Origin of the sequence: Streptomyces sp. TLI_55 (assembly GCF_900206255.1) — a bacterium.
Taxonomy (GTDB): Bacteria; Actinomycetota; Actinomycetes; order Streptomycetales; family Streptomycetaceae; genus Streptomyces; species Streptomyces aquilus.
Genome location: NZ_OAOJ01000001.1, coordinates 9336796 through 9359787 on the forward strand (window position 1 = coordinate 9336796; position 22992 = coordinate 9359787).

19 protein-coding genes are annotated in these 22992 nt (G+C 69.9%); 10 read left to right on the plus strand and 9 right to left on the minus strand.

Annotated elements, in window-relative coordinates; translation table 11 throughout:
* Positions 1-101: 101 nt before the first annotated feature.
* The gene (locus CRP56_RS42695; protein WP_097273472.1) at positions 102-692 is read left to right on the plus strand and encodes a TetR/AcrR family transcriptional regulator; all 591 of its coding nucleotides are present in this window, start codon (positions 102-104) and stop codon (positions 690-692) included.
* 332 nt (positions 693-1024) lie between these two features.
* Here the strand turns inward: CRP56_RS42695 and CRP56_RS42700 are convergent, their stop codons facing one another.
* Complete coding sequence (locus CRP56_RS42700) at positions 1025-1630, minus strand: TetR/AcrR family transcriptional regulator (protein WP_257041806.1); 606 nt, start codon at positions 1628-1630, stop codon at positions 1025-1027.
* A 152-nt stretch (positions 1631-1782) separates the two neighbouring features.
* Here CRP56_RS42700 and CRP56_RS42705 point away from each other — a divergent pair, with 152 nt between their 5' ends.
* On the plus strand, positions 1783-2631 hold the full coding sequence (locus CRP56_RS42705; protein ID WP_097273474.1) for an SDR family NAD(P)-dependent oxidoreductase: 849 nt from the start codon (positions 1783-1785) through the stop codon (positions 2629-2631).
* A 473-nt stretch (positions 2632-3104) separates the two neighbouring features.
* On the opposite strand, the gene CRP56_RS42715 is transcribed toward CRP56_RS42705, so the two are convergent.
* The 3 genes from CRP56_RS42715 to CRP56_RS42725 form a co-directional block, all read right to left on the minus strand.
* Positions 3105-3944 (minus strand): PRD domain-containing protein, encoded by an 840-nt coding sequence (locus tag CRP56_RS42715; protein WP_218878029.1) that lies wholly within the window; start codon positions 3942-3944, stop codon positions 3105-3107.
* Positions 3945-4032: 88 nt separating this feature from the next.
* On the minus strand, positions 4033-5484 hold the full coding sequence (locus tag CRP56_RS42720; protein ID WP_097273478.1) for a glycoside hydrolase family 1 protein: 1452 nt from the start codon (positions 5482-5484) through the stop codon (positions 4033-4035).
* Positions 5471-7378: a beta-glucoside-specific PTS transporter subunit IIABC gene (locus tag CRP56_RS42725; RefSeq protein WP_097273480.1), complete on the minus strand. Its 1908-nt coding sequence runs from the start codon at positions 7376-7378 to the stop codon at positions 5471-5473. The genes CRP56_RS42720 and CRP56_RS42725 overlap by 14 nt, the downstream gene beginning before the upstream one ends.
* A gap of 793 nt (positions 7379-8171) precedes the next feature.
* On the opposite strand from CRP56_RS42725, the gene CRP56_RS42730 reads away from it, so the two are divergent.
* Positions 8172-8429: an HPr family phosphocarrier protein gene (locus tag CRP56_RS42730; RefSeq protein ID WP_079658482.1), complete on the plus strand. Its 258-nt coding sequence runs from the start codon at positions 8172-8174 to the stop codon at positions 8427-8429.
* A 15-nt stretch (positions 8430-8444) separates the two neighbouring features.
* Positions 8445-10121 (plus strand): phosphoenolpyruvate--protein phosphotransferase, encoded by a 1677-nt coding sequence (gene ptsP / locus CRP56_RS42735; RefSeq protein ID WP_218878030.1) that lies wholly within the window; start codon positions 8445-8447, stop codon positions 10119-10121.
* A gap of 416 nt (positions 10122-10537) precedes the next feature.
* On the opposite strand, the gene CRP56_RS42745 is transcribed toward ptsP, so the two are convergent.
* From CRP56_RS42745 to CRP56_RS42765, 5 genes are read right to left on the minus strand one after another with little or no spacing between them, the layout of a single operon-like run.
* On the minus strand, positions 10538-11551 hold the full coding sequence (locus CRP56_RS42745; RefSeq protein ID WP_097273483.1) for a branched-chain amino acid ABC transporter permease: 1014 nt from the start codon (positions 11549-11551) through the stop codon (positions 10538-10540).
* On the minus strand, positions 11548-12420 hold the full coding sequence (locus CRP56_RS42750; RefSeq protein ID WP_079658484.1) for a branched-chain amino acid ABC transporter permease: 873 nt from the start codon (positions 12418-12420) through the stop codon (positions 11548-11550). Before CRP56_RS42750 ends, CRP56_RS42745 begins: the two co-directional genes overlap by 4 nt.
* A complete protein-coding gene (locus CRP56_RS42755) occupies positions 12417-13145 on the minus strand; it encodes an ABC transporter ATP-binding protein (protein WP_079658485.1) in 729 nt (242 codons plus the stop codon). Before CRP56_RS42755 ends, CRP56_RS42750 begins: the two co-directional genes overlap by 4 nt.
* On the minus strand, positions 13142-13870 hold the full coding sequence (locus tag CRP56_RS42760; RefSeq protein ID WP_079658486.1) for an ABC transporter ATP-binding protein: 729 nt from the start codon (positions 13868-13870) through the stop codon (positions 13142-13144). The genes CRP56_RS42755 and CRP56_RS42760 overlap by 4 nt, the downstream gene beginning before the upstream one ends.
* Positions 13867-15189, minus strand: a complete 1323-nt coding sequence (locus tag CRP56_RS42765) for an ABC transporter substrate-binding protein (protein WP_159424346.1) — start codon at positions 15187-15189, stop codon at positions 13867-13869. The genes CRP56_RS42760 and CRP56_RS42765 overlap by 4 nt, the downstream gene beginning before the upstream one ends.
* Positions 15190-15475: 286 nt before the next feature.
* On the opposite strand from CRP56_RS42765, the gene CRP56_RS42770 reads away from it, so the two are divergent.
* The 6 genes from CRP56_RS42770 to CRP56_RS42795 all read left to right on the plus strand — a co-directional run bounded on the left by CRP56_RS42770 (position 15476) and on the right by CRP56_RS42795 (position 22840).
* The gene (locus CRP56_RS42770) at positions 15476-16843 is read left to right on the plus strand and encodes an amidase family protein (RefSeq protein WP_097273485.1); all 1368 of its coding nucleotides are present in this window, start codon (positions 15476-15478) and stop codon (positions 16841-16843) included.
* 20 nt (positions 16844-16863) lie between these two features.
* Positions 16864-17868, plus strand: coding sequence for a carbon-nitrogen hydrolase family protein (locus tag CRP56_RS42775; RefSeq protein ID WP_079658489.1), 1005 nt, complete (start codon positions 16864-16866; stop codon positions 17866-17868).
* 2 nt (positions 17869-17870) lie between these two features.
* On the plus strand, positions 17871-18605 hold the full coding sequence (locus CRP56_RS42780; protein ID WP_097273487.1) for an IclR family transcriptional regulator: 735 nt from the start codon (positions 17871-17873) through the stop codon (positions 18603-18605).
* Positions 18606-18710: 105 nt separating this feature from the next.
* Positions 18711-20339: a thiamine pyrophosphate-dependent enzyme gene (locus CRP56_RS42785; RefSeq protein ID WP_097273489.1), complete on the plus strand. Its 1629-nt coding sequence runs from the start codon at positions 18711-18713 to the stop codon at positions 20337-20339.
* A gap of 39 nt (positions 20340-20378) precedes the next feature.
* Positions 20379-21320 carry a malate dehydrogenase gene (locus CRP56_RS42790; protein ID WP_097273491.1) on the plus strand — a complete coding sequence of 314 codons (942 nt, stop codon included), beginning with the start codon at positions 20379-20381 and terminating at the stop codon, positions 21318-21320.
* 59 nt (positions 21321-21379) lie between these two features.
* Entirely contained in the window at positions 21380-22840 is a 1461-nt protein-coding gene (locus CRP56_RS42795; protein ID WP_097273492.1) for an aldehyde dehydrogenase family protein, read from the plus strand.
* The last annotated feature ends 152 nt before the right edge of the window (positions 22841-22992 follow it).

Consider the following 22992-nt stretch of genomic DNA (forward strand, 5'->3'; position numbering starts at 1 on the left):
GTTCCCTGTCGCCGATCCGTCGAGACGACTGCAGCCTAAGCTAAATTTGCAGTGCGCTGCAATATTGCGAGGAGCTGTAATTTTGCAGTAATCTTGGCGCCATGGTGAAGCAAGGTCTGCGGGAGCGCGGTAAGGCAAGGCGCAGCGAGGCGGTCATCCGTGCCGCCTTCGAGTTGTTCGCCGAGCAGGGCTATGACGCCACGACGGTGGCCGAGATCGCGGAACGGGCCGAGGTCTCGCCGCGCACGGTGGCCATGTACTTCCGCTCCAAGCAGGACATCGCCATGTCCAAGTTCAGCGAGGGCGCGGACCGGCTGACCGAGGCGATGCGCGAGCGGAGCCCCGACGAGCGTGCGGTGGACGTCCTCGGGCGGTGGCTGCTGGCGGAACACGAGTCGGGCGACGACGAGATGGTCGAACTGGAACGCCGCATGTTCGTCGCCAACCCCGAACTGGCTGCGCTGCGGACGGCACGGATGGACGCCGCCATCCGCGAATCGACCAGGGTCGTCGCCGAGGATCTCGGCGTCGCCCCGGAGACCGTCGGGCCCCGGATGGTGGCCGTCGCGGCGACCGCCATCATCATCGAGCTCTTCACCGGCATCCAGGAGTCCGACCTCGAACAGGCCGCGGTGGTCGCCCTGCGCCTCATTGAGGCGGCCATCGAGTCCCTCCCTCGGGACGCCGGCTAGCGCCGGGTGTCCTTGGGTTTTCGGCCAGTCGCGGCGAAGGGGGCACCTCCCTGCCGAAGGCTGGGCGAGCGTGCATGGGGGCACCTCCCACTCCCCTTGGGGCCGGGGGGAAGCCGTCGCTTCGGGGCGAAGGTTGCCTGCCGCGACACTGGCACCGCACGCCGGCTCTCCGCACTCTCAGGAGTGGTGCACCCCGTGGGCGAAAGCGCGAGCGGTCACCAGGGGTAGGAGCGCCAGGGCCGCGGGCATCGCGAAGGTGAGGCGGAGCGCGGGGTGGGGTGTGTCTGGGGGCCCGGGAATCGACCAGCGGGAGCAGGGCCGCGGGCGGGAGGTCACTGGGGGTGGTTCACGTGCCGGGGCGGGGTGCGCTGCCGGCGTCCGGTGGTGCGGCCGGTCGGCGTCGCCCGGGTGAGCTGGAGCGCGGCGGGGCGGGGCCGGTGCGGTGTCCGCGGAGTGTGGTGCGCAGCGGTACGGCTCGGTGATGATGGCCCGACGGTCTCCGGGGCGACGCCGAGGTCCTCGGCGACGACCCTGGTCGATTCGCGGATGGCGGCGTCCATCCGCGCCGTCCGCAGCGCAGCCAGTTCGGGGTTGGCGACGAACATGCGGCGTTCCAGTTCGACCATCTCGTCGTCGCCCGACTCGTGTTCCGCCAGCAGCCACCGCCCGAGGACGTCCACCGCACGCTCGTCGGGGCTCCGCTCGCGCATCGCCTCGGTCAGCCGGTCCGCGCCCTCGCTGAACTTGGACATGGCGATGTCCTGCTTGGAGCGGAAGTACATGGCCACCGTGCGCGGCGAGACCTCGGCCCGTTCCGCGATCTCGGCCACCGTCGTGGCGTCATAGCCCTGCTCGGCGAACAACTCGAAGGCGGCACGGATGACCGCCTCGCTGCGCCTTGCCTTACCGCGCTCCCGCAGACCTTGCTCGCAGAACACTCGCAAACTGCAGTCCACCGCAATGTTGCAGTCTGCTGCAGAAAGGCTTAGGGTGAAACTCGACCGCCCCGGCGGCCTCGACTCCCTCCCCACCGATGACCTGGACCGCGCCAAAACGCCGTCTGGGACCTCCTGCACCGAAAGGCCACCCCATGACCCCGACCCGGACCATCCTGATCACCGGCTGCTCCTCCGGCATGGGCCGACAGGCCGCGCTGGCCCTGCACCGGCTCGGCCACCGCGTGTACGCCACCGCCCGCCGCCCCGAGACCCTGGCCGACCTGGCCGCGCTCGGCATATCCACCCTGCCGCTCGACGTCACCGACGAGCGGTCGATGGCGGACGCGGTGGGCGCCGTCGAGGCCGAGCACGGCAGCGTCGACATCCTGATCAACAACGCCGGATTCGGGCTGCACCTGCCCGTGGAGTCCGCCACCCCGGCCGAGGTTCGCGCCCAGTTCGACACCAACGTCTTCGGCCTGGTCCGGATGGCCCAGCTGGTGCTGCCGGGCATGCGCCGCGCCGGGCACGGCCGGATCGTCAACCTCTCCTCCATGGCCGGCCGCTTCTCCCCTCCCGGCGGCGCCTTCTACCACGCGAGCAAGCACGCCGTGGAGGCGATCAGCGACTCACTGCGCCTGGAGGTCGCACCCTTCGGCGTCGAGGTCGTAGTCGTCCAACCCGGGCCCACCATCACCGAGTTCAGCGGCACCGCGGTCGGCACCATGGCCCCCGCCTCGGACGCCGCCGACCCGTACGCCGGCTTCCGTGCCAAGCTCGCCGACATGTACGCCAACCACGCCTTCACCCGCCGCAGCGGCGCCGTCCCCGCCGAGGCCGCCACCAAGGTGATCGTCCGTGCCGCCACCACCGCCAAGCCCCGCGCCCGGTACGCGATCGGCGCGCTCGCCCGCGCCACCATGCTGGCCAAGCGCCTGCTCCCCGACGCCGCCTTCGACGCCCTGATGCGCCGCAGCTTCCCGCTTCCCGAGGCGGCCTAGTGGTGGGCATCGGTTCGGTTGAGGTGACTCGGTCGGGTGATCTCCAGCGGGTTCGCGTATGAAGGCAGGGCCTCCTGTCCAGCTCGGGATTGTCGAAGTCCAAACGAGCCGGCCAGGAGGCCTGGTGTCGCGGTCTTGCGTTCCTATGCCCGTGTCGTCCAACTCGCCTGCCCGGTCGTGTGATTGCCTCGCTCACCGGTTCGGGAATGCGGGCGACCGTCCGGACCGTGTGCGCGGCTACGACTCGGACATGACGGAGACCGAGTGGGTCATCGTACGGGACGCGATGCCCGTGCCGCCGTGGCTGCAGGGACGGGGCGGGCAGCCGGAGGGCTACTGCCACCGGCACGTACCTGCCCGCCAGAGCCCGGCTCGCAGGGGCGCGTTGGTCGGGGAAGCACTGTCAATCCACCGCAGGTGCGCGGAAACCCATTCACATGCCAAGTCGCCTCAAGGGTGGGGCAGGGGCTTTCCTACTCTGGTGCCGCTCGGGCGATGTGGAGTGCCAGGTAGGCGATCTCCTCGTTGGGCGGTTCCGCGCCGTAGGTCTGCCGCACATACGTGGCGATGCGCCCGGCCGCGTCCACCGCACGCGGGTATCGGCCCGCGAGCTGGGTGTAGAGGAAGTCGTCGGTGCTGGTCAGGAGTTTTCCGCTGAACAGCCGTTCAGCGAAGTACTGCAGGTGGCTGATGAACCGGGCCTTGTGCAGATCGTCCTCGTCGAACCGGGCCGAGGTGGTGTGGGTGACGATCTGCAGCACCGAGTTCAGCAGCTGAACGACGCGCATCGGGTCGGCGTGCTCGGCTCCTGTGTCCGCGTTGACCAAGTGGAACGCGACGTTGGCCGCTTCGTCCTCGGGCAGCTGAACCCCCAGTCGTTCCCGCAGGAGTTCGACACTGCGTACCCCGATCGTCCACTGCGCGGGGTAGAGCGTGCGCATCTCCCATGCGAAGCGGTTGGCGACCCGCAGTCCCTGTCTGGTCCGTTCGGCTGCGAAATGGAGGTGGTCTGTGAGGGCCAGGTAGATGTGCGGGTCGAGGTCGAGTCCTTTGTCTGCGGCCAGCGCGACGATCTCCCGGGTGAGTTCGATGTAGCCGGGCGGTATCGCGGCCAGGAGCTCGGTGAGGTGCTGGCGGTCGTCGTCCGGTAGGGGGACGAATACGCGGTCGGGGGCGTTGGGCGGCACCGTGTCGCCCGGTTTGTGCCCGAAGCCGATGCCCTTGCCGAGCAGCACCCGCTCCACCCCGGTGTCGTCCTCCACGAGGACGACGCTGGAGTTGAGTACCTTCTTGATGGTCTGGCGAGACGACACTGTCTGCATCCTCAACGGGGTGAAAGCGGGTCGGGCGGCCTTACCCGCACTGGAGCGGACGGCACGGGCAGGGCGGGGACGGTCCGGTTCAGGTCAGGTCCGTTCCGTTCGTGGCGATGACCTTGCGGTACCAGTCGAAGGAGTCCTTGCGGTAGCGGTTGAGGCTGCCGTTGCCCTCGTCGTCCTGGTCAACGTAGATGAACCCGTAGCGCTTCGACATCTGTGAGGTGGACGAGCTGATCAGGTCGATCGGCGCCCAGCTGGTGTATCCCATCAGGTCCACGCCTTCGTCGACGGCCTGGATCATCTGCGCGAAGTGGGCCCGGAAGTAATCGATGCGGTAGGGGTCGTGCACCTTTCCGTCTGCTGTCAGCTCATCCCGCATGCCGAGGCCGTTCTCGACGATGAACAGCGGGAGGTGGTAGCGGTCGTAGAGGGAGATCAGCGCGATCCGCAGGCCGACCGGGTCGATCTGCCAGCCCCACTCGGTGGAGTCGAGGTAGGGGTTCTTCACACCGAGGATGGTGTTGCCGGGGGTGCGCTCGGCGTCGGGGCTGACGGATTCCGTCGAGGAATTGTAGTAGGAGAAGGAGATGAAGTCCGCGGTGTGCGCGGCCAGCAGTTCCTCGTCGCCGTCCTGGAAGGGGATGGTCACCCCCTTGCTTTGCAGGGCGCGCAGGGCCAGCCTCGGATATGAGCCGCCGGCCTGAACGTCCGTGCACAGGTACAGCAGGCGCTCCTTGAGCTGGGTGGCGGCGACGTCTTCGGGTCGGCATGTGTTCGGATACGTCAGGAGCATGGTGAGCATGCATCCCATGCGAGCGTCCGGGACCAGCTCGCGCAGGAGTGCGGTGACGCGGGCACCGGCCACGAACTGGTGGTGCAGGGCCGTGTAGCAGGCCTGGTCGAGGCTGCCCTCGACGGTGTCCGGGATGATGCCGCCCGAGGTGAACGGGTGGCGCAGGATGCCGTCGATCTCGTTGAACGTGAGCCACAACTTCACGTACGCGCCGAACTCCGTGAAGCAGACCCGGGCGAAGCGCTCGAACAGCTCGATCGTGGAGCGCTCGACCCAGCAGTTGTTCTTCAGCGCCAGGTGCAGGGGCGGGTCGTAGTGGGAGAGGGTGACGAGCGGTTCGATGCCGAGGCGGCGCATCTCCTGGAACATCGCCCGGTAGTGGTCGATGCCTGCTTGTAGCGGTTCCGTTTCCTCCCCGGTCGGAAACAGCCGGGTCCAGGAGATCGAGACGCGCAGCGTCTTGAATCCCATCTCGGCGAAGAGCGCCAAGTCCTCGGGGTAACGGTGGTAGAAGTCGATGCCGCGCCGCTTGGGGTAGCGGGAGTCGTCGGTGTCGGCGATCGCCTTCTCGACGCTGTCCCGGGTCCAGGTGTGGAAGGCGGCGTACTCCGTGGGAGACAGGTGCGGCTTGTAGGCGGCTACGTCGGACACGGCGGGACCTCGGCCGTCCTTGCTCCAGGCGCCCTCGACCTGGTTGGCGGCCACGGCGCCGCCCCAGAGGAAGTTGTCAGGCAGCGGCATCGGAGAGTTCCTTCTTGCGGAGGGTGGCGAGCGGGCCGTCGGTCCCGACCGGGCCGGTGGCGATGTCGGAGAGCGGGTGGTCGGCGGAGTTGAGGACCACGACCGGCGTGGTCAGCACGTAGCCTGCGGCCTTGACCGCCTCGATGTCCACGTCCACGACGAGCTGGCCCGCGGTGACGGTGTCGCCCTGGGCGACATGCGCGGTGAAGTGCTCACCGGCCAGCTTCACCGTGTCGATCCCGATGTGGACCAGGATCTCGGCGCCTGACGGTGTGGTGATGCCGATGGCGTGCTTGGAGGGGAGCAGCGAGGTGACGGTGCCGTCCACGGGCGCGACGAACCGGCCGGAGGTCGGCTCGATCGCCACTCCCGCACCGAGCACTCCCGAGCTGAACACCTGGTCTCCGACCTCGGAGAGCGGAACCACGACGCCGCTGACCGGAGTGATCAGCAGCTCGCCGGCGCCCGACGCCCCGGCGGACACGGACTCGGGACCTGCCTGACGGGTCTTTTCGGCGACGGCCGCGGACGTGGAGTCCTTCCAGGTCAGCGCAGAGATGGCGAAGGCGACCCCAAAGGCCACCAGCAGGCCTACGACCGCATTGACGATGTTGGACGGATCGTCGGCGTTGACGAACATCGACATGCTCGCCAGACCCGGGCCGACCACGGCGTACGAGGAGACGTGGGTGATGCCGACGTAGGCGCCCCCGCTGAACGCCCCGGCGACCACCGCCACCAGGGTCCGCTTGTTCTGCAGGGTCACGCCGTAGAGAGCGGGCTCGGTGATGCCGAACAGCGCGGAGACGCCGGCAGAGAGGGAGGTGGCGCGCAGTTCCTGCCTCTTGGTGCGCAGGGCGATGGCCAGGGTCGCACCCGCTTCACTCATGTTGTGCGCCAGCGAGGCCGGGTTGTAGAGACTCTCGGAGCCGGTCGCGGTCATGGTGTTGATCGTCGGAGGAATGAACGCCTTGTGCATGCCGACCGAGATCACGAAGGGAAGCAGTGCGGCGAGCAGTGCGACCGCGACCCAGCCGAGCGTGGAGTGCATCCACAGCATCGCCGAGGTGAGCTGAGTGCCCATGCCGTAACCCAGGGGGCCCAGCGCCAGCATCGTCACCGGCACGACGATCAGGAAGCACATCATCGGTACGAAGAACACCCGGATCGGCCCCGGCGTGTACTTGTTGAAGAACCGCTCGACGATCGCGAGGAACAGAACGGCGAGAATTGCGGGGAATACCTGCGCGTTGTAAGGCACGTTCGTCACAGGGATCCCGAACATCGAGATTCCACCTTCTCGCGTGATCAGCTCGGTGAATCCGGGATGCAGCAGCACCCCGACGGTGCCGAGCGCGACCGGCCGGTTCACGTTGAGTTTCCGCGCCGTCGTGTAGGCGACGAAGAGTGGCAGGAAAGTGAAGACCGCTGTCGGAATGGCAGCGAAGAGGAGGTAGGTCGGATCGGTGTCCGACACCCAGTGGATCGTTGTCAGCAGAAGCAGCAGTGACTTCAGTACGCCCGCGCCGGCGATGGCCGGGACCACCGGGGTGAAGACGCTCACCACGAAGTCCATCACCGTGCCGCCCAGGCGCTTCCAGGTCCAGGGCGTCTTGGCGGCGGGCACCGCCCCACCATCCCCGTCACGGTCACCGAGCAGCCTGCTCAAGGCGTTGTGGAAGTCGATGACCTTGCTGCCGACGACGACCTGCGTCTGCGGCGGGCCGGTCACGACCCCCACCACACCCGGGATGGCCCGCAGGTGTTGTGCGTCCACTTTCGCGTCGTCCGCCAGGGTGAAGCGCAGCCGGGTCGAGCAGTGCTGCAGGGCGGCGACGTTCTGCGCGCCGCCCAGGGCGTCGAGAACCGCTTTCGCGCTCCCGTTCACGTCCATACCAATACTCCTTGCGCCTGTGGCCCGGTACGGGACTGATCTGGGAGGCAGGGTGTTTTCGGGCAACAAAAAAGGACCCGGCGGCAAACGCGTTCGGTTACGCGTTTTCCGCTCGGATCCTGCCTGCATGACCAGTCACATGTCCTGGCGACAGGTTGCAGGAAGGTGACAGGGGTGTCAATACAGCGGGAAGAAACAACACGGCACGTTTCGCGACAGGTCGTCGAGGGTGACGGCGAACAGCGCGTCAAGGCCCGCGCGGGGCAAGCGAGTTGTTCCTTCCACGGCCGTGCCCGCCGGACCTGGCCGACGCCGGCAAGACGCCGGCCATGCCGGCAGGTGGGCGTTCCGCGCGCAGCGAGGCCCCGGGTGACGTGGCCTGCGTCACAGTTGCGTGTGGCGGGTGTCCCGCTTTACCTTGGCTGCCGCCCCAGCGGGTCATCTCCGGTCGGACGGCCGGGGGTTCTCCAGTAGCTCTTCGACCTCCTTGCGAGCGGTCCAGCGGACGGACCTCTCAGAGGTACAGGTCGACGCGGCGCAATTCATCACTGCCCTGTGGTACTTCTTCGTCCGATCTCCCAACGGTCGCAAGCTCAAGGGCGATCGCACCGGCAGAGCACCGCCACGCGCACCGTCCGACCCCAGCCTGACGAGCCGCTCCCGGCTGCAGGTCCTGGAGTTCCGTCCGGGAGAGCCGCTCACCGAGGGCGAGGCCGCCCCCTCATCTGCACGTCGTCCGGATGCTCGTCGAGTGCCGGAACCGGCAGGCCAACACGTCTCGAAAGGGTCCGATATGCCCTCCCGCACTGTGACCGTCGGTTCCGCCGTCGGTCTGCACGCCCGTCCCGCCGCACTCATCGCGGCAGCGGTGAGCGAGTACGACGCCGGCATCACACTCGCCAAGCCGGGCGAGGAAGCGGTTGACGCCTCCTCGGCGCTGCTGATCATGACCCTTGGCGCCCAGCGGGGGGACACCGTAGAGGTGGCCGGTGAGGATCCGGCGGCTATCGATGTGATTGCTGACCTGATCGCACGCGACCTGGATGCCTGAGGAGCGATGATGACCATGACGTCGAACATCCTCAGCGGCACGCCTGTGGTGCCCGGTGTCGTCTACGGCCCGGCGGCCCGGATCACCAACGAGATTCCCCTCAGTGCCGTTGACGCCTACCGCCGCCGCCCGCCAGGCGACCCCGAAGAACTCCTCCTCGCGTACGACAGTGCCGTGGCGCGGGTGGCCGAGTCGCTGCACACCCGCTCCGCCAACGCCTCCGGGAGCGCGGCCGAGGTCCTCGTCGCGACCGCCGGACTCGTCCGGGACAAGGGCCTGCGTCACGCTGTACACAAGCGGCTCGAGGCGCGCGAGCCGCTGCTGACCGCGGTCTCCGGGGCCGTGGAGGAGTTCACCGTCCTCTTCACCAAGATGGGCGGCCTCATGGCCGAACGGGTCACCGACCTGGAGGACATCGAGCGGCGGATCACCGCACGGATCGTGGGGGTGGCGGAGCCGGGGCTCGTGCTCCCGGCCGAACCGAGCGTCCTCGTTGCCGAGGATCTGGCGCCGGCCGACACGGCCGGTCTGGACCCTGGGCGCATCCTCGCCCTGGTCACCGAGAGGGGCGGCCCCACCAGCCACACCGCCATCATCGCCCGGCAGCTGGGGCTTCCCTGCATCGTCGCAGCGTCCGGCGTCACCTCTGTCCCGGACGGCACACGGCTCTTGGTCGACGGCACGTCAGGAACCATCGAGTCCGAGCCCGACGCGACCCACGCGAACCGGCGGGTCGCGCAGGGCCGCGCGTGGCGTGAGCGGCTGGCGACCTGGTGCGGCCCCGCGAGAACTGCCGACGGGGCGCCGGTAAAGCTGCTCGCCAACGTGGCCGACGGCCGGTCAGCCCGAGCCGCGGCCCCGAAGCCCGTTGAGGGTGTCGGGCTGTTCAGGACCGAGCTCTGCTTCCTCAGCCGCGAAACCGAGCCCGACGTCGAGATACAGGCGGCGATCTACGCCGAGGTGCTCGCCGCGTTCGACACGGGACGAACCGTGGTGATCCGCACCCTCGACGCGGGTTCCGACAAGCCCATCCCCTACGCCACGTCGGCAGGCGAGGACAACCCCGCCCTCGGCGTCAGGGGATTGCGCCTCTCGTTCGCCAACTCCGGCCTCTTGGAGCGGCAGTTGGACGCCGTCGCTCTTGCCGCCGCGACGACAGGCACCTCCCCTTGGGTGATGGCGCCCATGGTCGCGACCGTCGACGAGGCGGCCGGCTTCGCAGCCGAGGTCCGCTCCCGTGGACTCACCGCCGGCATCATGGTCGAGACACCCGCGGCGGCACTTCTGGCCGACCGGATCCTAGACGTCGTCGACTTCGTCTCCATCGGCACCAACGACCTCACCCAGTACGCCATGGCCGCCGATCGCCTGGCCGCGGACCTCGCGCACCTCACCGACCCCTGGCAGCCGGCAGTCCTGCGGCTGGTGGCGATGACGGCCGAAGCCGGCCGGCGGCTCGGCAAGCCTGTGGGGGTGTGCGGTGAAGCTGCCGCCGACCCTCTCCTCGCCTGCGTCCTTGTCGGCCTGGGCGTCACCTCTCTGTCCATGGCACCCGCGGCCGTACCGTCCGTCGGCGTCCAAGTGGAGAGCGTGACCGCCGAGCAGTGCCGGGCGGCGGCCGAGAACGTCATGAGGGCCGTCGATCCGCAGGAAGCGCGCGAACTCGCCCGCGCGGTCCTCGCGCCGGCGTGACCGCGGACCCGGGCAGGGCGAGAGCCGGCTGCCCGGGTCCGCCGGTCTTCCAGGGACGTGTGCGGACGCGCGTTGCCCGCGGATCACCCATCCCGGGTCCTGGCCGGCCGCTTGGCATGGGCTGCCCTGACCACGACGCCCTCGATGCCGACCGTGCCCCAGACCGGGTCCAGCCGGCCCACGCGGTCGCCCGGTCGGTCGTGGACGGGCACAGGGTGAACGGGGCGGCGAGCACTTCGCGGGCGAAGAGGTCCTCCCACTCGGTTCCCGCGGCCTCAAGCACGTCGAAATCGATCAACTGGGCAGGGCGGACAGGCGCAGCCCGGACGGCGCTGCGACGGCGCGGTTTCGAAAGTTCACCGAAGCTGCGGTACGACGAGCTCTCCGTCGAGCACGAGGGCCTCGCCGAGGCCGATCTACGACCGGACCGTATGGCGCACCGGGAAGACGGCGATGCCCGTGCGGTGCGCCAGCGTCCCCCACAACCCCCGTGGCAGATACAGGGAGACCACGATCGCGGCCGCGCCCACCACGATCAGGTACCAGACACCGCTCTGCGCGAAGTACTTGTCGAGGAGGAAGTACGTGATCGCGCCGACGACGGGGCCCTCGATCGTGCCGATGCCACCGATGATCACCATGAAGACCATCAGGGCCGAGTACTGCACCCCGAAGATCTGCGTCGGCGACGCCACCCCCAGGCTGTTGACGCAGATCACCGCACCGGCGGCGGCACATCCGGCGGCCGCTGTGATGTAAATGATCCGCTTGCCGCGTGTGACGTTCACGCCGAGGGAAGCGGCGGCCGTGTCGTCGTCACGGATGGCCTGGAGGCTCAGGCCGAGTCGGCTGCGCAGGACGGCGTAGGTGCCGAGCACGGCCGTGGCCATCACGGCGAGCGCCAGCCAGTAGGTGAAGGCGCGCCGCAGCACCGGATCGGTGGTGACGTCCGAGAGGGTGCGTCCACTTGCAGCACCCAGGGAGTCGAAGCGGACCACGATCAGGCGGACGACCTCGGCGATCACCCAGGTGCCGACGGCGAAGTAGCCGCCGCGCAGCCGGAAGGCGAGGTACGACACCGGCCAGGCGAGCAGAGCCACCGCGGCGGAGACGACGAGCGTGCCGGCGTAGACGTTCACGCCGTGGTCGTTGACGACGAACAGCAGGTAGGCGCCCAGGCCGATGAACGCCTGCTGGCCCATCGACATCATGCCCGCGTACCCCGCGAGCAGGTTCCACATGGAGGCCAGGGCCACCAGGTAGCAGAGCTTGACCAGTTGGGCCGTCACCCCCGATTCGACGACGTAGGGGAGGGCCGCCATCGTCAGGAGGACGACGGCCGTTCCTGCCAGGCCCAGGACGGTAGCGCGGCCACCGCGGTGTACGGCCGGCAGTACGGTCGCCTCGGCGGGTGCTGTTTGGACGGTCATGCGAGGACACTCCTGCCGAACAGGCCCTGCGGGCGGAACACCAGGACCAGGAGGAAGACCACGTGCCCCGTGAGCAGGGGAAGGTCCGGGGAGATCTGGGCGCCGACGGACTGCGCCACACCGAGCACCACACCACCCGCGAGCGTGCCCCACAGCGAGCCGAGACCGCCGATGATGACCGTCTCGAAGGCGAACAGGACGGTGAGCTGACCCTCGAAGGGGGTGACGCCGCCCTGTCGCATCGTGTACAGGACACCGGCCAGGGCCACCGTCGCGAAGGCGATGACCGAAGTCAGGGCGTACACGCGGCGGTTGTCGACGCCCATGAGGCGGACCACCGCGCGGTCGTCGGACGTGGCCCGGACTATGCGGCCGGGCTGCGTGCGGAAGAGGAAGAGGTGGAGGGAGGAAAGGACCGCCACCGCCGCGCCCACCGTGATCAGGGGGAACCAGCCGATGGCCAGGCCACCGCCGAGGTCGATGCTCGCGGTGCCGAGCGAGCCGATGGGCAGGGGCTGCGCGTCGCTGCTGAACACCTGGACCAGGACGTTCGGGATGATCACCGAGATGCCGAAGGTGACCAGCATCGGGGCGAGTTCGCCGAGGCCCATCGCCCGGTCCAGCAGGGAGCGTTGGACCAGGTAGCCGAGCCCGCCCACCGCGATCATCGACACCACGACGGTGACGGGGACCGGGACGCCGTAGTGGGCAGCGGTCACCGAGGCCACATAACCGCCGAGGATCATCAGGTCCCCGTGGGCGAGGTTGGCGATCCGCATCACGCCGAAGACGAGGGAAAGTCCCGCGGCGGCCATGGCGAAGATGCCGCCGAGCAGGACGCCCTGCAGGATTGCGTTGAGCCAGTTCATGGGGTCTTCACCTCCGGGAAGGCACCGGTGCCGAAGTACGCGGCGGTCACCTCGTCGCGGGTGAGTCCGGCCGTCGTGCCGGTCAGCACGATCCGGCCCTCCAGGACACACGCGATGCGGTCCGCCACGGCGAATGTGCGGTTCAGGTCCTGCTCGACCAGGATCACGGTCGCGCCCTCGGCACGGATACCGGGCAGCGCCGTGTAGAGCTGGTCCACGACGAGCGGGGCCAGGCCCAGGGAGACCTCGTCGAGGAGCAGCAGACGCGGATTGCCCATCAGGGCGCGGCCGATGGCGACGGCCTGCTGCTCACCGCCGGAGAGCCGGGCTGCCTTGCGGGTACGGCGGTCGGCGACGAGCGGGATCGCCTCGTACACCTTGGCCAGGTTCCAGGGGCCCTTGCGCCCGGTGGCGGCGCCCACCTGGAGGTTCTCCTCCACGGTGAGCGACGGGAAGAGCCGGCGGCCCTCCGGGACCAGACAGACACCCTTGCGGGCCCGGCGGATGTCCGGCTCGGCGGTGACGTCGTCACCGGCCAGGCCGATGGTGCCGCGAAAGGGCTTCAGGGCTCCCGCGACGGTTTTCAACAGAGTTGATTTCCCTGCGCCGTTGGCGCCGACAAGGGCGAGCAGCTCACCCTCGGCCACGTCGAGGTCGATGCCGAACAGGGCCTGGAAGTCGCCGTATCCGGCATCGACGGAGTCGACTCGCAGCAGCGTGCTCATGCCGCCGCACCTCCCAGATAGACCTCCGCGACCTCGTCGCTGGCCAGTACCTCGTGCGGGTCGCCGTCGACGCGGATCCGGCCGTAGGCGAGGCAGACCAGCCGGTCGACGACCTGGACCAGGGCCTTGACGACATGCTCGATCCACAGGATCGTCACGCCGGACTCCTTCAGGGACAGCACGGTGGTGACGAGTTCCTCCGCCTCGGCCTCGGTGAGGCCGCCCGCGATCTCGTCGAGGAGGAGCAGGTCGGGGCCGGTGGCGAGCGCCCGCGCCAGCTCCAGCCGTTTGCGGCCGAGGAGGGGCAGTGAACCGGCGGGTTTGTTGGCGAGGTGGAGCAGCCCGGCGGTCTCCAGCGCGCGCAGGGCCTGCTCGCGGGCGGGGGCGCCGCGCAGCCGGGCTCCCCGCTCGGCCCCGACCAGGGCGTTCTCGAACACGGTCAGGTCGCCGAAGGGGCGCGGTATCTGGAAGGAGCGGCCGACGCCGAGCCGACATCGCTGCGCCGCGGAGGTGCGGGTGACATCGCGGCCCGCCAGCCGCACGGAACCCGCGGTCGCGCGCTCGACGCCCGAGATCGCACTGAGCAGGGTCGACTTGCCCGCGCCGTTCGGGCCGACGATGCCGACGGCCTGCCCCCGGGGTACGGTCAGCTCGACGTCCTCCAGGACCCGCAACTCCCCGAAGTGCACGGCGAGATGGTCCACTTCGAGCAGGGGGCCGGTCACAGTTCCGCCGCCTTGGCGTCGGGCTTGACCTCGGGCAGCAAGCTGTTGCTGATGACCTTCAGTTCGTACGCCTCACCGCTGCCCTTGACCCACTGGGTGCCGACCATGGGGATGGTGGCGACGTTCTTGACCGGGTTGGCCGCACCGCCGCCGGTCCAGGAGAGGTGGCCGAGGACGGTGTCGAGGCTGGTCTTCGCGATCTGGGCGGCGACGGCCTCGCGGTCCTTGGGGTTCGCGTTGCGCAGGACGTGGTTGGCGACCTCGAACAGCGCGTGGTTGGGGCCGAGCCCCTGGTTCCACGAACGGCCCTTGGACAGCGGGGACTTCTCGTAGTCGTCGGCGAGCGCGGTGGCCGTCTGACCGGTGATCGTGGAGGTGAACGGGAACTGCGGCACCCACCAGCTCGCCGTGCAGAGGCCGTTGCCGAGGTTGTTCGGCAGGGAGGCCACCGTCGACTCGAAGAGGATGGCCTTGGAGATGGTGGCGATCTTGGGCTTGAAGTTCTGCTGCGCGGCCTGGGTCCAGAACGTCGCGAAGTCGGGCGGCGAGGGCACGCCGGCGAGGATCTCGACGCCCTCCTTCTTGAAGTCCGCGATGATCGACGAGAAGTCCTTGGTGCCGGGCTCGTAGGAACCGGGGTCGACGAAGGTGAAGCCCTTGGTCGGGGGCTGCGCGCGGTAACCGGTGGTCTTGTCGCGGAAGGCGTTGCCGTCGGAGTCGTTGGGCCACAGCACGCCGACCTTCTTGTTGGTGGCGTGCTGCCGCCACATGTCGCTCTCGACCCTGGCCACGTGCTCGATGCCGTCGAAGAAGTGGAACGTGTACGTGAAGGTCTTCTTCGGCGTGCCGCCGCGTCCGAAGAACCAGGCCTGCCAGGGCTCGATGGTCGAGACGCAGGGCACGCCCTCGCTCTCGCACTTGGCCGCCACCGGGTGGATCGTGTCCGGCGTCGCGGTGACGAGGACCAGGTCGACCTGCTGCCGGGAGATCAGCTCGTCCGCAATGGTGGCCGCCTGCTGGGGGTCCGAGCCGGTGTCGCGGTCCAGGATCTTCACGTCGTAGTTCTTGCCGTCGTGGGTGATCCCCTTGGCGAAGAAGGCACGCATCTGCTGGAGGATGTAGGCGTCGGACTCGGCGAAGGCCGCGTAGGCGCCGGTGCGCGGACTGACGTAGCCGATCTTGATGGTGTCGCCGGTCGAGGTGCCCGAGCCCTTGAGGCCGGAGGAACAGGCGGAGAGGATCGGGGAGGCCGCCACGGCAGTGGCTCCGAGGCCTCTGAGGACGCTGCGGCGGGAGGGCTTGATCGCGGGGTGTTCCATTGCGGGCTCCGGAGGGCCTTGAGCCGCAGGTCGCGGACTGCGGCGGGTGGAGGAAGTGGCCGCGAACGTAGGCCCGCCGTCGGAGCCTGGACAGGGCATGGATTCGATATGCGAGACAGCTGAGCCGTCGGTGACCTCAATGAGACGTCCAGTTGCAGGCAGGGGACGTGGAGGGGATACGACACGTCCATCACGGGGTCGCGAGGGCTCCCGGAGACCTGTCTGGAGTCTCGCATTGCGAAACAGCCCTGTTCACCGGCAGCGGCGAGGCCCTTATGGTCCGCCCATGCACACCGCCCTCTCCCGGCTCGCCGCCGGGACGCCCACCAGCGTCTCGCTCACCGAGGAACTCCTCACACGTGCCGAGCGGGCCGGCGACCTGGGGGCCTACGTCACCCTCGACGCCGACCGCGCTCTCGCCGAGGCCGCAGCGGCGGACCGTGGCCCCGCGCGGGGCCCGCTGCACGGGCTGCCGATCGCGGTCAAGGACAACATCCATGTCGCCGGACTCCCCAACACCGCGGGCTGCGAGGCGCTCGCCGGATTCCTCCCGGACCGCGACGCGCAGGCGATCACCCGGCTGCGCGCCGCAGGCGCGATCGTGCTGGGCAAGACCAACATGCACGAGCTCGCCCTGGGAGCCACCACCGCGGGCGGCCCGTACGGTCCCGCCCGCAATCCGGCCGACCCCGGCCGTTTCGCGGGCGGAAGCAGCGGCGGCACCGCCACGGCCGTCGCCGCGGGTCTGGCCCCGGCCGGGCTGGGCACCGACACCGGCGGCTCGGTCCGCGTCCCGGCCGCGCTCACCGGCATCGCCGGTCTCCGCCCGACCACGGGCCGTTACCCGGCCGGGGGAGTGACCCCGCTGTCGTGGACCCGCGACACCATCGGACCCATGGCCCCGACCGTCGCGGACCTGGTCCTGCTGGATGCCGTCCTCGCCGCCGACCACGACCCGGCCGAGGAACCCGACCCGCGCGATGTCGTGCTCGCAGTACCCGAGCACCACTTCACCGAGCCCCTGCATCCCCGTACCGCCGAGGTGTGGGAGCACTCCCTGGACGTCCTGAGGACCGCCGGGGTCAGGCTCGTGCCGGTACGGCTGCCGGAGGTCGAGACGGCCGAGGAACGGGCCGGATTCCCGATCACCCTGTACGAGGCGGCCCGGCAGCTGCCCGAGTATCTGAGCACGGCGACGGGCGGCATCGATCCGGCGGAACTCCTGACCCGCATCACCCACCCGGACGTACGCACGACCATGGAGAGGGTCGTGTTCCCGCAGGCGGTCACCGAGACGGCGTACAAGGCCGCCCTCGAGGTCCGCGACCGTGTCCTCGTGGACGGCTACCGGCGGATCTTCCGCGAAACCGGAGCCCATGCCGTGCTCTTCCCCACCACCCCCCTGCCCGCCGGACGCATCGACACCGACACCGAGCGTGTACGGCTCGACGGTGTCCTGCGTCCGTCCTTCCCCACCTACATCCGCAACACGGGACCCGGCAGCGTCGCCGCTCTTCCCGGCCTCACCGTGCCCGTCCGGTCGGCGGGCCCGGGACTTCCGGTGGGGGCGGCGCTCGACGCGCCCTGGAACACCGACCGACGGCTCCTGGGCCTCGGCCTGCTGGTCGAAAAGCTCCTGGAAGCGGGAGCATGAAGAGAAGGAGACGACCGGACATGACAGACACCATCCGCCGCTTCAAGGCCGCGGCCGTCCAGGCAGAGCCCGCCTGGCTCGACGCGGAGGCCGGGGTCGCCAAGACCGTCGACCTGATCGCGGAAGCGGCCCGGGGCGGTGCCTCACTCATCGCCTTCCCGGAAGTGTGGATCCCCGGCTATCCGCACTTCCTGTGGCTGGGCGCGGTCGCCGACCAGGTCCCCTTCGTCGGCCGCTACCACGCCGCCTCGCTCGCCCCCGACGGCGACGGACTGACCACGATCCGCCGCGCCGCCCGGCAGCACGGCATCACTGTCGCGCTCGGATACAGCGAGAAGGACCACGGCACCCTCTACATCACCCAGACCGTGATCGCCGCCGACGGCAGCGTGCTGCTGCACCGCCGCAAGCTCAAGCCGACCCACGTCGAGCGCACCTTGTTCGGCGAGGGCGACGGCAGCGACCTGAAGGTCGTCGACAGCGCGCTCGGCCGGCTCGGCGCCCTGAACTGCGCCGAGCATGTCCAGCCGCTCAGCAAGTACGCCCTGTACGCGCAGAACGAGCAGGTGCACGTGGCCAGTTGGCCGTGCTTCGGGCTCTACCGCGACCTCGCCTTCCAGCTCAGCGCCGAGGCCAACATCGCCGCGTCCCAGGTCTACGCCATCGAGGGCAGCGCCTTCGTCCTGATGGCCACGCAGGTCATCTCCCCGGCCGGCATCGACGTCTTCGCGTCCACGCCCGAGCAGCGCCGCCTGCTCACCGCCGGCGGCGGGTGCTCACGGATCTTCGGCCCCGACGGACGTACCCTCACCAAGGACGTCGACGAGGGCGAGGAGGCACTGGTGTACGCCGACATCGACCTCGACGAGATCGACCTCGCGAAGAACGCATACGACCCGGCCGGGCACTACGCACGCGCCGACGCCACGTACCTCGTTCACCGGCGCGAAGCCCGCCGCCCCGTGCTCGGGGAGGCGGTTCCCGCCGAGAGCGCGTTCCCGGCGCTGGACGACGAGATCACCTGACCATGACCCGACCCGCCGAAGACCCCCCGCCGAGCCGGCCCTCCGTCCAGACCCTGGACCGGGGGCTCAGGCTCCTGGAAGTGATCGCGTTGTCGGACGTGCCGCTGACGCTGGCCGAACTGAGCCAGCAGATGGGGCTGCACCGCTCGATCGTCTACCGGCTGCTGCGCACCCTCCAGGACCACCACCTGGTCGCGCACACCACCCACGGGTACGTCATCGGCACCCGCGCCCAGTCACTGGGCCGGCGCACCCTGCCCATGCTCCAGCGGATCGCCAAACCGGAGATCGCCAGGCTGGCCGCGCGGGTGGGCCTGACCTCCTTCTTCGTCGTCCGGGACGGCGAAGAAGCGGTGACGCTGGTCTCCGTCGAGGTCGAGAGCACGCGCTCGCGCACCGTCTACAGCCCCGGCGACCGGCATCCGCTGACCCTGGGCTCCCCGGGCATTGCCATGCTGTCCGCCGAGCCCCAACTGCTCGGTGAGCGACCGGAGATCAGCCGGGCGCGGGCCAGCGGGTACGCCACCACACGCAACGAGGTCGTGCGCGGCCTCGGGACAGTGTCGGCGCCGGTCGTGTCGGCGCCCGGCCACGCCGTCGCCGCCGTGTCGATCGCCTTCACCGTCGAACACCCCGGCCCGCCACAGATCGAGGCCGTCCTCGACACAGCCCGCCGCATCACCGGCCGGTTGCGCGGCGAACTGTCCACCGGGGCGGTTCTGCCCGGGGTCGACTGACGTGTCCGCTTACGCGGGTACGACTCGTTTCGCATAGCGAACGTGCCTGTGGTTCGCGGAGGATGCACGGCCTAGCGTCCCGTCCTGTCAGAAAGGGGACCAGAGATGACCACGGCCGCCCACGCCAGGACCGTCAAGGAACAGACCTTCGACGTCCTGCGCGCGTACGACCTCACCACCCTCTTCAGCAATCCGGGCTCCACCGAGGTCGGCTTCCTCGCCGACCTGCCGGCCGACATCTCCTTCGTGCTCGGCCTGCACGAGGGCTCGGTCGTCGGGATGGCCTCCGGCAGCGCCCTGGCCACCGGTCGCCCCGCGCTCGTCCTGCTGCACACCACCGCCGGATACGGCAACGCCGTCAGCGCCCTGGCCACCGCCCGCGCGAACCGCGCGCCCCTGGTGGTGATCGTGGGCCAGCAGGACCGCCGGCACCTGGCCCACGAGCCCTTCCTGGCCGGCAGGTTGGACGGCCTGGCGGGGGAGTACCCGGTATGGCAGCACACGCCGGCCCGTCCGCAGGATGTCCCCGGCGCCGTGGCCCGCGCCTGGCACGAGGCCCAGGAAGGCCGTGGTCCGGCGGTCGTCGTGGTCCCGATGGACGACTGGTTCGCCGAGGCCGAGGAGGATGTCGCTCCGGCCGCGCCGCGCGGGCCGCTCGCGGTACGAGGCAGTCGTACGGCCTCCGACGACGCTCTGGCCGACCTCGGCGCGCTCTTGACGGCCGCCGAATCGCCCTGTCTCGTGGCGGGCGCCGGCAACGACTCGGCGGACGGCTGGCAGGCGCTCGTCACGCTGGCCGAGCGCCTCGACTGCCCGGTCTACCAGGAGCCGTTCGGCGCCCGTGCCGGCTTCCCCCAGGACCACCGTCTCTTTGCCGGCCACCTCCCCGCGGTCCGCCCCGCACTGCGCGAGGCGCTCGCCCCGTACGACACGGTCCTGGCCGTCGGAGCCGCAGCGTTCCGTCAATACACCTACGCTCCGGGTGACTTGACTGTGGCGGGCACCCGGGTCGCCGTCATCACGGACGATCGGGAGGAGGCCCACCGCAGCCCGGCGGAGCTGGTCCTGCTCGCCGAACCGGCCGACACCGTACGCCGGTTGGCGCCACTGATGCCCGACGTGCCGCGTTCCTCGACACTGAACCGGCAGACAACGCCCCAGCCCCCCGCACTCGGTGAGCCCCTGCGGGCCGCTCACGTACTGGCCGCCCTCGCGGAGAGGGTCGATCCGAAGGCCGTGGTGGTCGAGGAGACCCCCTCCAGCCGCCCGGACCTGCACCGGCTGCTGCCCGCCCGCGCGCCGCTCGGCTTCCTCAGCGCGGCCATGGGCGGGCTGGGCTTCGCCATGCCGGCCGCGATCGGAGTCCGCCACGGCGCCCCGGACCGGCCCGTGGTGGCCGTGCTCGGCGACGGCTCCTCCCTCTACTCGATCCAGGCCCTGTGGAGCGCCGCCCACTACGGCATCGGCGTCCTGTTCGTCGTCCTCGCCAACGGCCGCTACGCGATCATGGACCGCCTCTCCGAGCGTGAGGGGTCGGCGGCCCCGGCCTGGCCCGCGTTCACCGAGCTGAGCGTGTCGACCCTCGCCCGGGGGCTGGGCTGCCCGGCCGAACGGGTCGAGGACCACGCCGCGTTGCTGTCCGTCCTGGACAAGGTCCTGCCAAAGCTGGCGGACCGGCATGAACCGCTTGTGCTCGAGGTCACCGTCGAGGCCGACGCCCACTACTCCTCCTGACCCGTTGAACTGACCCGCTGAGCACGGAAGGCACAACACGTGAAGGTCGTCATCATCGGAGGCGCCGGCGGCATCGGCTCCTCCGCCGCGTTCAATCTGCTCTCCGCGCAGGGGACGTACGAGATCGTGCTCGTCGACACCCGCCCGAACATGATCACCAGCCACACCATGGACCTGGAGAACGCCCTCGGCCTCGGCGCCACCGCCGACACCGTCCGGGGCGGCACCCCGGAGGACGCGCTCGACGCGGACGTGGTCGTGCTGAGCGCCGCCGTCCCCCTGCGGCTGAACTCCTCCCGTTCCGTCTTCCTCGCCGACAACGCGCGGATCGTGAACGAGTGCCTGCGTCCCCTGCGGGAGGCGGGAGCGGACTTCGGCGGACTGGTGCTCCTGCTCACCAACCCCGTCGACCCGCTGCTGACCTGGGTGCAGCGGCAGCGCTGGCTGCCCCGCGAGCGGCTGATCGGCTACACCCTCAACGACAGCCTCCGGCTGCGCACCGGGATCGCGTTCGCACTCGGCGTGCCGCCGAGAGACGTCGACGCCTGGATGCTCGGCGAGCACGGCGAGGGCCAGGTCCCGCTGTACAGCCGGGTCACGGTCGGCGGGGAACCCGTCGTGCTCAGCGACGAACAGCGGTCGGCCGCCGAGGAGTACGTGGACACCTGGTACTCCAAGCACGTCGCCCTGGACTCCGGCCGCACCTCCACCTGGACCACCGGCCTGGGCACCGCCCGCCTCATCGAGGCGATCGCCACCGGTTCCGGAACCCTTGTTCCCGCCTCTGTCGTGCTGGACGGCGAGTACGGCGTGCACGGCACCAGCCTCACCGTGCCCGTCGAACTCGGGCCCGAAGGCGTACGCCGCATAGCGGCCTGGGACCTGCCGGCGGAGGAAGCGGACGGCATGGTCCGGGCCGCGGCCCGTGTCGAGGCGAGCGCCTCCGAACTGACCGACCAGGCCGTGGCCCGGCAGTCCTGACACCGCTCACCACGCACCACCACGTATCAACGAAGCTACGTAGCAAGGAGAACGACCCCATGGCCATCACCCGAGACCTGTACGTCGCCGGCAGAGACGTACCCGCCGCCTCCGGCCGCACCACCGACGACATCAACCCCTACACCGGGGAGGTGTACGCCACTGTGGCCGCCGCGGGCCCCGAGGACGTGCGGCGGGCCGTGGACGCGGCCCACGCGGCGTTCGAGGCATGGGCGTCGACGACCCCCTTCGCGCGGCGGGCCGTCTTCCTCAAGGCGGCCGACCTGCTGGACGGACGAGGTGACGACGTCGCCGACCTGATGGCGCAGGAGGCGGGCGGCACCCGGCCGTGGGCGTACTTCAACGTTGCTCTGGCGGCGAACATCCTGCGCGAGGCGGCCGCGGCCGTCACCGCGCCGCGCGGCGAGGTCCTGAGCGCCCAGGAACGTGGCGCGCTGGGTCTGGCCGTGCGTGAACCGCTGGGCGTGGTCGCCGCGTTCGCGCCCTGGAACGCACCCGTCATCCTCGGCGTGCGCGCCGTGGCGGCGCCCTTGGCCGCCGGCAACACGGTCGTCGTCAAGGCCAGCGAGGACGCGCCGATCGCCTGCGGACTGCTGGTCGCCGACGTACTGCGGGAGGCCGGACTGCCGGACGGCGTGCTCAACGTCCTCACGAACGCCCGTGAGGACGCCGCCGAGGTCGCCGAGACACTGATCGCCGACGAGCGGATACGAGCGGTGAACTTCACCGGCTCCACGCGTGTGGGCCGCGTCATCGGCGAACTGGCGGCCCGCCATCTCAAGCCCGCGGTACTGGAGTTGGGCGGCAAGAACGCGGTGCTCGTCCTCGACGACGCCGATGTGGACTACGCCGTGGACGCCGTGACGTTCAGCGTGTTCATGAACGCAGGGCAGATCTGCATGTCCGGCGACCGGATCCTCGTCCACGAGTCCCTGGCGGAGGAGTTCACCCGGAAGTTCACCGCGAAGGCGGACTCGCTGGCGGCCGGTGACCCAGGGGAGCCGTACACGGTCGTGGGCCCGCTGGTGAGCGCACAGGCCGCACAGCGGGTGGCCGACCTGGTCGCGGACGCCGTGGCCAAGGGTGCGAAGATCCTGGTCGGCGGTGGTGAACCGGACGGCGCGGTCCACCCGGCGACCGTCCTCACCGATGTCCCGAGGGACGCGGACCTGTACCACGCGGAGGCGTTCGGCCCGGTCTGCGTCATTGAGACCTTCACCGACGACGACACCGCGGTGACCCTCGCCAACGACACCGACAACGGCCTGACCTGCGGCATCATCACGGAGAACGCCACCCACGGACTGACGGTGGCGCGCCGGATCCGTACGGGCATCGTGCACATCAACGACCAGTCCGTGGCCGACGAGCCGCAAGCCCCGTTCGGTGGGGCGAAAGCCTCCGGGTACGGGCGCTTCGGCGGTCGTTGGGGAATCGAGGCGTTCTCCAACACCCGCTGGGTGACCATCGCCACCCAGCAAGCGCACTACCCCTTCTGAACCGACTTGTCGGTCACTTTGTGGTAGGCCTGGGGAAACGTTCCCCTGCGCACTGGGAGTCGTCGCCGATCCAGAGACTTTCACGAACGACCTGTCCGGCGGTGACTTCCTGCGCAGAGGGGTGCTGGAGCGGGCTGGGAAGGATGACTTAA